This window comes from Pseudomonas sp. AK106, assembly GCF_053903055.1.
Genome location: NZ_CP096426.1, coordinates 3,858,976 through 3,867,500 on the forward strand (window position 1 = coordinate 3,858,976; position 8,525 = coordinate 3,867,500).

The 8,525-nt window shown below is 55.5% G+C and carries 6 protein-coding genes, 2 tRNA genes and 3 rRNA genes (1 of these 11 running past the window's edge); 2 read left to right on the forward strand and 9 right to left on the reverse strand.

Annotation, left to right across the window (positions count from 1 at the left end; genetic code table 11):
• Nucleotides 1-55: 55 nt before the first annotated feature.
• From M1E04_RS17025 to M1E04_RS17040, 4 genes are read right to left on the reverse strand one after another with little or no spacing between them, the layout of a single operon-like run.
• Nucleotides 56-1,414, reverse strand: coding sequence for an ATP-binding protein (locus tag M1E04_RS17025; protein WP_456291763.1), 1,359 nt, complete (start codon nucleotides 1,412-1,414; stop codon nucleotides 56-58).
• Nucleotides 1,411-2,079 (reverse strand): response regulator transcription factor, encoded by a 669-nt coding sequence (locus M1E04_RS17030; RefSeq protein WP_065989106.1) that lies wholly within the window; start codon nucleotides 2,077-2,079, stop codon nucleotides 1,411-1,413. The genes M1E04_RS17025 and M1E04_RS17030 overlap by 4 nt, the downstream gene beginning before the upstream one ends.
• Complete coding sequence (locus M1E04_RS17035; protein ID WP_065989104.1) at nucleotides 2,079-2,408, reverse strand: PepSY domain-containing protein; 330 nt, start codon at nucleotides 2,406-2,408, stop codon at nucleotides 2,079-2,081. The genes M1E04_RS17030 and M1E04_RS17035 overlap by 1 nt, the downstream gene beginning before the upstream one ends.
• The gene (locus tag M1E04_RS17040; protein WP_065989102.1) at nucleotides 2,408-2,716 is read right to left on the reverse strand and encodes a PepSY domain-containing protein; all 309 of its coding nucleotides are present in this window, start codon (nucleotides 2,714-2,716) and stop codon (nucleotides 2,408-2,410) included. Before M1E04_RS17040 ends, M1E04_RS17035 begins: the two co-directional genes overlap by 1 nt.
• Before the next feature lie 162 nt (nucleotides 2,717-2,878).
• On the opposite strand from M1E04_RS17040, the gene M1E04_RS17045 reads away from it, so the two are divergent.
• Both M1E04_RS17045 and queD read left to right on the forward strand, forming a co-directional pair.
• Nucleotides 2,879-3,961 carry a patatin-like phospholipase family protein gene (locus M1E04_RS17045; RefSeq protein ID WP_192136159.1) on the forward strand — a complete coding sequence of 361 codons (1,083 nt, stop codon included), beginning with the start codon at nucleotides 2,879-2,881 and terminating at the stop codon, nucleotides 3,959-3,961.
• A gap of 104 nt (nucleotides 3,962-4,065) precedes the next feature.
• Nucleotides 4,066-4,422 carry a 6-carboxytetrahydropterin synthase QueD gene (queD, locus tag M1E04_RS17050; RefSeq protein ID WP_074893670.1) on the forward strand — a complete coding sequence of 119 codons (357 nt, stop codon included), beginning with the start codon at nucleotides 4,066-4,068 and terminating at the stop codon, nucleotides 4,420-4,422.
• Between the two features lie 112 nt (nucleotides 4,423-4,534).
• On the opposite strand, the gene rrf is transcribed toward queD, so the two are convergent.
• From rrf to M1E04_RS17075, 5 genes are all read right to left on the reverse strand, one after another.
• Nucleotides 4,535-4,650 (reverse strand): 5S ribosomal RNA (gene rrf, locus M1E04_RS17055).
• A gap of 146 nt (nucleotides 4,651-4,796) precedes the next feature.
• A 23S ribosomal RNA gene (locus M1E04_RS17060) occupies nucleotides 4,797-7,689 on the reverse strand.
• A gap of 233 nt (nucleotides 7,690-7,922) precedes the next feature.
• Nucleotides 7,923-7,998: transfer RNA gene (locus M1E04_RS17065), tRNA-Ala, on the reverse strand.
• Nucleotides 7,999-8,008: 10 nt separating this feature from the next.
• Nucleotides 8,009-8,085 (reverse strand) — tRNA-Ile (locus M1E04_RS17070).
• Between the two features lie 121 nt (nucleotides 8,086-8,206).
• A 16S ribosomal RNA gene (locus tag M1E04_RS17075) occupies nucleotides 8,207-8,525 on the reverse strand; it runs 1,218 nt beyond the window's last position.
• The 16S, 23S and 5S rRNA genes sit together here with 2 tRNA genes alongside, the layout of an rRNA operon.

Here is an 8,525-nt window from a genome sequence, read left to right on the forward strand (position 1 = left end):
GTTGAGCCGTTGGGGTTCCTTTACGGTTAACGGCCCGGCGCGCAAAAAGTTGAGGTCATGAAGATTGACGTGCGCTTTCGCTCCCCGGCAGTTGCGGGCTGATTCGCTCGGGCAAATCGATGCGCACTTGCAACCCGCCCATGGGGCTGTCCAGCAACTGAATGCGCCCGCCCCACGCCTCGACGATGTCCTTGACGATGCCGAGTCCCAGACCGTGGCCGGTCACTTGCTCGTCCAGGCGATTGCCACGGCCGATGACGTCATCGCGATGCTGCACGGGGATGCCCGGGCCATCGTCGTCGATCAGCAGGCAGTAGCCGTCAGCGTGCTTGGCAATGCTCAGGCTGACCTGGCTGTCGGCCCACTTGCAGGCGTTGTCCATGATGTTGCCGAGCAATTCGAGGATGTCCTCACGGTCCCACGGCAGAAACAGACCCGCACCGATTTCACTGCTGAGCTCAAGGTGCTCGCCATGAATCATCCGCAAGGTGGAGAACAGCCCGGGAATCTCCGCAGCGCAATCAAACCGCGAGCCCGGCAAGGCATCGCCTGACAACCGCGCACGATTAAGTTCACGCTCAAGACGCTGCTGAATGTGCTGCAATTGATCGCGCAGGGTGTCGCGCACATGCGGGTGGCCGGCCAGCTTGTCGCCTTCGGCCAGGCTCATCAGGACCGCGAGCGGCGTCTTCAGCGCGTGGCCCAGGTTGCCAAGGGCATTGCGAGAACGTTTGAGACTGTCCTCGGTGTGGGCCAGCAGATGATTGATCTGCGCGACCAAGGGCTCGAGTTCCACCGGCACTCGCTCATCAAGTTGCGATCGCTGCCCTTGTTGCAGCTGGAAAATCTGTTCTCTGGCCCTTTCCAAGGGGCGCAAGGCGCGGCGAACGGTGACGCGCTGCAACACCAGAATCAAGATCAGGGCCATCAGCCCTAACCCGAGACCGATGCGCTGGACCAGTGCAAAGCTGTCTCGCACCGGGGTGTAGTCCTGAGCGACGGTGATGGAGATGGTCTGGCCGAACTTGCGGTAATCGGTGTGCAGCAACAACAGCGATTGATCGGTCTTTTCCAGGGCAAGATCGGCATGCAGGCCGGGCTGTCCGGGATGCGGCAACTCGAGATCCCACAACGAGCGCGACCGCCAATGACCCTGGTCGAAATCAATCCGGAAATAATGGCCGGAATAAGGTCGTTGGTAGCCGGGCGACAGCCGATGCTCGTCGAGCTGCAAGCCGTCCGGACCGCGAACCAGTGCCACCAGCAGCAGTTCGCTTTCATTGCGCAGGCCAGACTCGAGGTATCGCTGCAAGCCCACTTCAAACAGCCACAGGCTGATCTGCGCCAAGACCAACCCGACAATCAACAGCACGCTGATCAGGCCCAGACTCAACCGTCGCTGAATGGACCTCACTCGCCCGTCCCGGCAAAACGATAGCCCTGCCCACGCCGCGTCTCGACAACGGCGCGGCCAAGCTTGCGACGCAAATGATTGACATGGACCTCGATGACGTTCGAGTCCCGTTCGTTCTCCCCATCATAAAGGTGCTCTGCCAAGTGGCTCTTGGAGAGTATCTGCCCGGGGTGCAGCATGAAATAACGGAGCAGGCGAAATTCCGCCGCCGTCAGTTGAATGTCCTCCTCACCGCGACTGACGCACTGGCGCCCCTCGTCCAGGTGCAGGCCTGCGGCTTCGAGTTTCGGTTGGTTGGCCAGACCTCGGACACGGCGAAGCAGCGCCTGGATGCGCAACTGCAGTTCCTCGGGATGGAAGGGTTTGGTCAGGTAGTCGTCGGCGCCGGCCTTGAGGCCCTCGATACGCTCGGCCCAAGAGGCCCGCGCGGTCAGAATGAGGACAGGCGTGGACAGCCCGCCGGAGCGCCATTTCTGCAGGACCTCAAGCCCCGGAACCCCCGGCAGACCGAGGTCAAGCACGATCAGGTCGTAGGGCTCGGTGGCACCTTGATGAATGGCGTCGCGGCCGTCGGTCAGCCAGTCGATCGCGTAGCCCTGCCGGCCCAGCGTACTGATGAGCTCGTCCGCCAAAGGAACGTGGTCCTCAACCAATAACAAACGCATCAATCGTCTTCCTTGTCTTGCAAGAGGCGGCTGTCACCGGCATCGAATTTCAGCTCGCGCACCACATGATCGGCAGTGAGAAGCTCAATCTCATACACCAACACGCCGTGTTTTTCCTCAAGTTCGGCCTCAAGCAACTTAGAGCCGGGGTAACGCCCCAATGCCTGATCAATGAACTGCTCAAGCGGCAGAATCACGCCTTTCCTTCGCAGCTCAAGCACCTCGTCCTGATTCAGGTCCCGAGCCAGGCACTCCAGGCTCGAGGTGACCGCACATACGGCCACCAGACAGTAAACGAAACGCTTGGCGGGACGCTTACTGGCGATCATCAGGCGTCCTGGTGATCTTTGAGAATCTGCCCGCTGACGGCGTCCACTTCAACGTCCCACTCCACACCTTGCGCATCGCGCAGTTCGATCTGGTAAACGTACTTGCCATATTCCTGTTCCAGCTCGGTATCAGTAATGGTGGATTTAGGGTGCTTGGCCAAGGCGACAGCGTTGAGTTTTTCAAAGGACTGAATAGTACCTGCATCGCGCAGTTTCAGCGCCTCATCAGGACCTAAATCCCGGGCCTGGACATAACCGGCTGTGACAGTGAGTGCAGTGGCAGCGATAAAGGCAGTCAGGATTTTCATGGTGGATCTCCGTAGGGGTCTGGTTGTTTACGGAACCCACCATAAACGGGCGAACTTAATTGAAGCTGAATTTATCTGGCTACGTGCCACTACCCGTCGAGCCTCCAGTGGATGAAAGCGGGACCCACGATATACTTCGCCCCTGTCCAACCCGGAGGGGCCATGAGCAACATTCACATCAAATACCCGGCATTGACTATCAAGGCCGGCAGGCGTGCGATGACGCGGATCAGGGAGCAAGGCCTATCGCCGATAGATGTCGGCATCATCCCTGGCGCCGCGGGTGGTCCGAAAGCATTGGGCATTCAGGGCCTGGATCTGGCGCTGTTCGGTGAATGGCTGCCCCGGGCTCAACGGGAGCGATCGTTGATTGGCGCCTCTATCGGTTCGTGGCGATTTGCTAGCGCCTGCCTGCCGGACCCGGTTGCAGGTATCCGGCGACTTGGCCACCTGTACAACGAGCAGAGTTTCGCCAAAGGCGTGACGATGGCACAGGTCACTCGAAGCTGCGTGACGATGCTTGATGCGCTTTTGCAGGCGAATGATGCACACGTTCTGGCGAATGCTCATTACCGTCTCAACGTGATGATCGTCAGAAGCCGTGGCTTGCTTGCCCGGGATCATCGCGCAGGGTTAAGCCTGGGGCTAGGGGCTGTCGTCGCTGATAACCTGATCGGGCGCGCACGCCTGTCGCGACATTTCGAACGACTGGTCATGCACGACCCACGCCTCGTCCCTCCCCTGCTGCCATTGACTGACTTCCCATCGTGTTGCTTGCCGCTGGACACTCTGAACCTGCGCCAGGCATTGCTGGCGTCTGGCTCCATTCCGATGGTCATGGAGGGCGTTGGAGAGATACCCGGTGTCGGCGCAGGGATGTTCCGCGACGGCGGCCTGCTCGACTACCATCTGGACCTTCCGTACAGCGGAAGCGACATTGTGCTGTATCCGCACTTCACCGACAAAATCATTCCGGGTTGGTTTGACAAGGCACTGCCATGGCGCAGAGGCGACCAGACTCGGCTTCAAGACGTGGTGCTGCTGGCTCCCTCACACGCGTACCTGGCTACGCTGCCCTACCGCAAGCTGCCTGATAGAAGCGATTTCAAACGGTTCGTCGGGAGGGATGCAGATCGGCAACGGTACTGGCGCACTGCAATGGAAAGCAGCCAGCGGCTGGGGGATGAGTTTCTGGAGCTCGTAGACACGGGCCGTCTCGCCGAACGGCTGGAGCCTCTGGTTTAACCACGTGGTCAGGTTCAGCCTGTCACTCGCCAAACCATTGCTGATAAACTCGCAGCTTGCATTTATCGCGCAGGCGATCGCCACTTCTCAAGGCTTATATCACCGTGGAAATTTTTAAAGAATTTACGTTCGAGTCCGCTCACCGGCTCCCTCACGTGCCGGACGGACACAAGTGCGGACGTCTGCACGGTCACTCGTTCCGTGTAGCGATCTATCTGCAGGGCGAACCGGATCCGCATACCGGCTGGATTCGCGATTTCTCCGAGATCAAGACAATCTTCAAGCCTCTGTACGAGCGCCTGGACCATAACTACCTGAATGACATCCCCGGCCTCGAAAATCCGACCAGTGAAGTGCTGGTGAAGTGGATTTGGAAAGAGCTTAAGCCGCTGCTGCCAGAGTTGTCCGCTATACGGATTCACGAAACCTGTACTAGCGGTTGCGTCTATCGTGGTGACTGATCAGCGTTGGAAATGGAGACCACCCTACGGGGTGGTTTTTTTTGCTCTATTCTTTTATCGCGCGCAAAAACAAAACCCCATCTGCTTTCGCAAATGGGGTTCTGGAATTTAATCTTGACGATGACCTACTCTCACATGGGGAAACCCCACACTACCATCGGCGATGCATCGTTTCACTGCTGAGTTCGGGATGGGATCAGGTGGTTCCAACGCTCTATGGTCGTCAAGAAATTCGGGTACTGACTCGTTCTCTCGAACGCTTCAGCAAATCGGGTATGTGATCAAGGTACCGCTTGTGTGTTCGCAAACTTTCGTCTTCATGCGTCTTCACACACCGCAATCTGCTGTCTTTGTGCAGATTGCTTGGGTGTTATATGGTCAAGCCTCACGGGCAATTAGTATTGGTTAGCTCAACGCCTCACAGCGCTTACACACCCAACCTATCAACGTCGTAGTCTTCGACGGCCCTTCAGGGAACTCAAGGTTCCAGTGAGATCTCATCTTGAGGCAAGTTTCCCGCTTAGATGCTTTCAGCGGTTATCTTTTCCGAACATAGCTACCCGGCAATGCCACTGGCGTGACAACCGGAACACCAGAGGTTCGTCCACTCCGGTCCTCTCGTACTAGGAGCAGCCCCTCTCAAATCTCAAACGTCCACGGCAGATAGGGACCGAACTGTCTCACGACGTTCTAAACCCAGCTCGCGTACCACTTTAAATGGCGAACAGCCATACCCTTGGGACCGGCTTCAGCCCCAGGATGTGATGAGCCGACATCGAGGTGCCAAACACCGCCGTCGATATGAACTCTTGGGCGGTATCAGCCTGTTATCCCCGGAGTACCTTTTATCCGTTGAGCGATGGCCCTTCCATACAGAACCACCGGATCACTAAGACCTACTTTCGTACCTGCTCGACGTGTCTGTCTCGCAGTCAAGCGCGCTTTTGCCTTTATACTCTACGACCGATTTCCGACCGGTCTGAGCGCACCTTCGTACTCCTCCGTTACTCTTTAGGAGGAGACCGCCCCAGTCAAACTACCCACCATACACTGTCCTCGATCCGGATAACGGACCTGAGTTAGAACCTCAAAGTTGCCAGGGTGGTATTTCAAGGTTGGCTCCACGCAGACTGGCGTCCACGCTTCAAAGCCTCCCACCTATCCTACACAAGCAAATTCAAAGTCCAGTGCAAAGCTATAGTAAAGGTTCACGGGGTCTTTCCGTCTAGCCGCGGATACACTGCATCTTCACAGCGATTTCAATTTCACTGAGTCTCGGGTGGAGACAGCGCCGCCATCGTTACGCCATTCGTGCAGGTCGGAACTTACCCGACAAGGAATTTCGCTACCTTAGGACCGTTATAGTTACGGCCGCCGTTTACCGGGGCTTCGATCAAGAGCTTCGCGTTAGCTAACCCCATCAATTAACCTTCCGGCACCGGGCAGGCGTCACACCCTATACGTCCACTTTCGTGTTTGCAGAGTGCTGTGTTTTTAATAAACAGTCGCAGCGGCCTGGTATCTTCGACCGGCATGAGCTTACGGAGCAAGTCCTTCACCCTCACCGGCGCACCTTCTCCCGAAGTTACGGTGCCATTTTGCCTAGTTCCTTCACCCGAGTTCTCTCAAGCGCCTTGGTATTCTCTACCCAACCACCTGTGTCGGTTTGGGGTACGGTTCCTGGTTACCTGAAGCTTAGAAGCTTTTCTTGGAAGCATGGCATCAACCACTTCGTATTCTAAAGAACACTCGTCATCAGCTCTCGGCCTTGAAATCCCGGATTTACCTAAGATTTCAGCCTACCACCTTAAACCTGGACAACCAACGCCAGGCTGGCCTAGCCTTCTCCGTCCCTCCATCGCAATAACCAGAAGTACAGGAATATTAACCTGTTTTCCATCGACTACGCTTTTCAGCCTCGCCTTAGGGACCGACTAACCCTGCGTCGATTAACGTTGCGCAGGAAACCTTGGTCTTTCGGCGTGGGTGTTTTTCACACCCATTGTCGTTACTCATGTCAGCATTCGCACTTCTGATACCTCCAGCAAGCTTCTCAACTCACCTTCACAGGCTTACAGAACGCTCCTCTACCGCATCATCCTAAGATGATACCCGTAGCTTCGGTGCATGGTTTGAGCCCCGTTACATCTTCCGCGCAGGCCGACTCGACTAGTGAGCTATTACGCTTTCTTTAAAGGGTGGCTGCTTCTAAGCCAACCTCCTAGCTGTCTAAGCCTTCCCACATCGTTTCCCACTTAACCATGACTTTGGGACCTTAGCTGACGGTCTGGGTTGTTTCCCTTTTCACGACGGACGTTAGCACCCGCCGTGTGTCTCCCATGCTCGGCACTTGTAGGTATTCGGAGTTTGCATCGGTTTGGTAAGTCGGGATGACCCCCTAGCCGAAACAGTGCTCTACCCCCTACAGTGATACATGAGGCGCTACCTAAATAGCTTTCGAGGAGAACCAGCTATCTCCGAGCTTGATTAGCCTTTCACTCCGATCCACAGGTCATCCGCTAACTTTTCAACGGTAGTCGGTTCGGTCCTCCAGTTAGTGTTACCCAACCTTCAACCTGCCCATGGATAGATCGCCCGGTTTCGGGTCTATTCCCAGCGACTAGACGCCCTATTAAGACTCGCTTTCGCTACGCCTCCCCTATTCGGTTAAGCTCGCCACTGAAAATAAGTCGCTGACCCATTATACAAAAGGTACGCAGTCACCCAACAAAGTGGGCTCCCACTGCTTGTACGCATACGGTTTCAGGATCTATTTCACTCCGCTCTCCGCGGTTCTTTTCGCCTTTCCCTCACGGTACTGGTTCACTATCGGTCAGTCAGTAGTATTTAGCCTTGGAGGATGGTCCCCCCATGTTCAGACAAGGTTTCTCGTGCCCCGTCCTACTCGATTTCATTGACAAGAGATTTTCGCGTACAGGGCTATCACCCACTATGGCCGCACTTTCCAGAGCGTTCCGCTAATCTCAAATCAACTTAAGGGCTGGTCCCCGTTCGCTCGCCACTACTAAGGGAATCTCGGTTGATTTCTTTTCCTCAGGGTACTTAGATGTTTCAGTTCCCCTGGTTCGCTCCATACACCTATGTATTCAGTGTAAGGTAACTGTCTTATGACAGCTGGGTTCCCCCATTCAGACATCTCCGGATCACAGTCTGTTTGCCGACTCCCCGAAGCTTTTCGCAGGCTACCACGTCTTTCATCGCCTCTGACTGCCAAGGCATCCACCGTATGCGCTTCTTCACTTGACCATATAACCCCAAGCAATCTGGTTATACTGTGAAGACGACATTCGCCGAAAGTTTGCATTTCACAAACTTTACCTTAGCCTGGACACACACCAGTGAAAGAGGTGCCCAGTCTATATTTCAATCACATACCCAAATTTTTAAAGAACGATCCGGTCAAAAGACCAGAAATCAACACTCATCATCCCAGCGGATGGAGCGCTCATTTCTAAGCTTTCAGCAATCAGAAGCAGTTATGGTGGAGCCAAACGGGATCGAACCGTTGACCTCCTGCGTGCAAGGCAGGCGCTCTCCCAGCTGAGCTATGGCCCCATAACAAAATTGGTGGGTCTGGGCAGATTCGAACTGCCGACCTCACCCTTATCAGGGGTGCGCTCTAACCAACTGAGCTACAGACCCAATTTCGAGCTTGTAACTGTTAGCGTGAGCTATCAGCTTGGAGCTTAAAGCTGCTTCTATCGTCTTCTTCAATGAATCAAGCAATTCGTGTGGGAACTTGCGAAGAAGCTGAGTCTTCGATTAAGGAGGTGATCCAGCCGCAGGTTCCCCTACGGCTACCTTGTTACGACTTCACCCCAGTCATGAATCACACCGTGGTAACCGTCCTCCCGAAGGTTAGACTAGCTACTTCTGGTGCAACCCACTCCCATGGTGTGACGGGCGGTGTGTACAAGGCCCGGGAACGTATTCACCGCGACATTCTGATTCGCGATTACTAGCGATTCCGACTTCACGCAGTCGAGTTGCAGACTGCGATCCGGACTACGATCGGTTTTCTGGGATTAGCTCCACCTCGCGGCTTGGCAACCCTCTGTACCGACCATTGTAGCACGTGTGTA

Coding starts and splice junctions, on each gene's coding strand:
- M1E04_RS17030 (WP_065989106.1), bottom strand. CDS start 2,079: ATGCGTTTGTTATTGGTTGAGGACCACGTTCCTTTGGCGGACGAGCTC.
- M1E04_RS17035 (WP_065989104.1), bottom strand. CDS start 2,408: ATGATCGCCAGTAAGCGTCCCGCCAAGCGTTTCGTTTACTGTCTGGTG.
- M1E04_RS17040 (WP_065989102.1), bottom strand. CDS start 2,716: ATGAAAATCCTGACTGCCTTTATCGCTGCCACTGCACTCACTGTCACA.
- M1E04_RS17045 (WP_192136159.1), top strand. CDS start 2,879: ATGAGCAACATTCACATCAAATACCCGGCATTGACTATCAAGGCCGGC.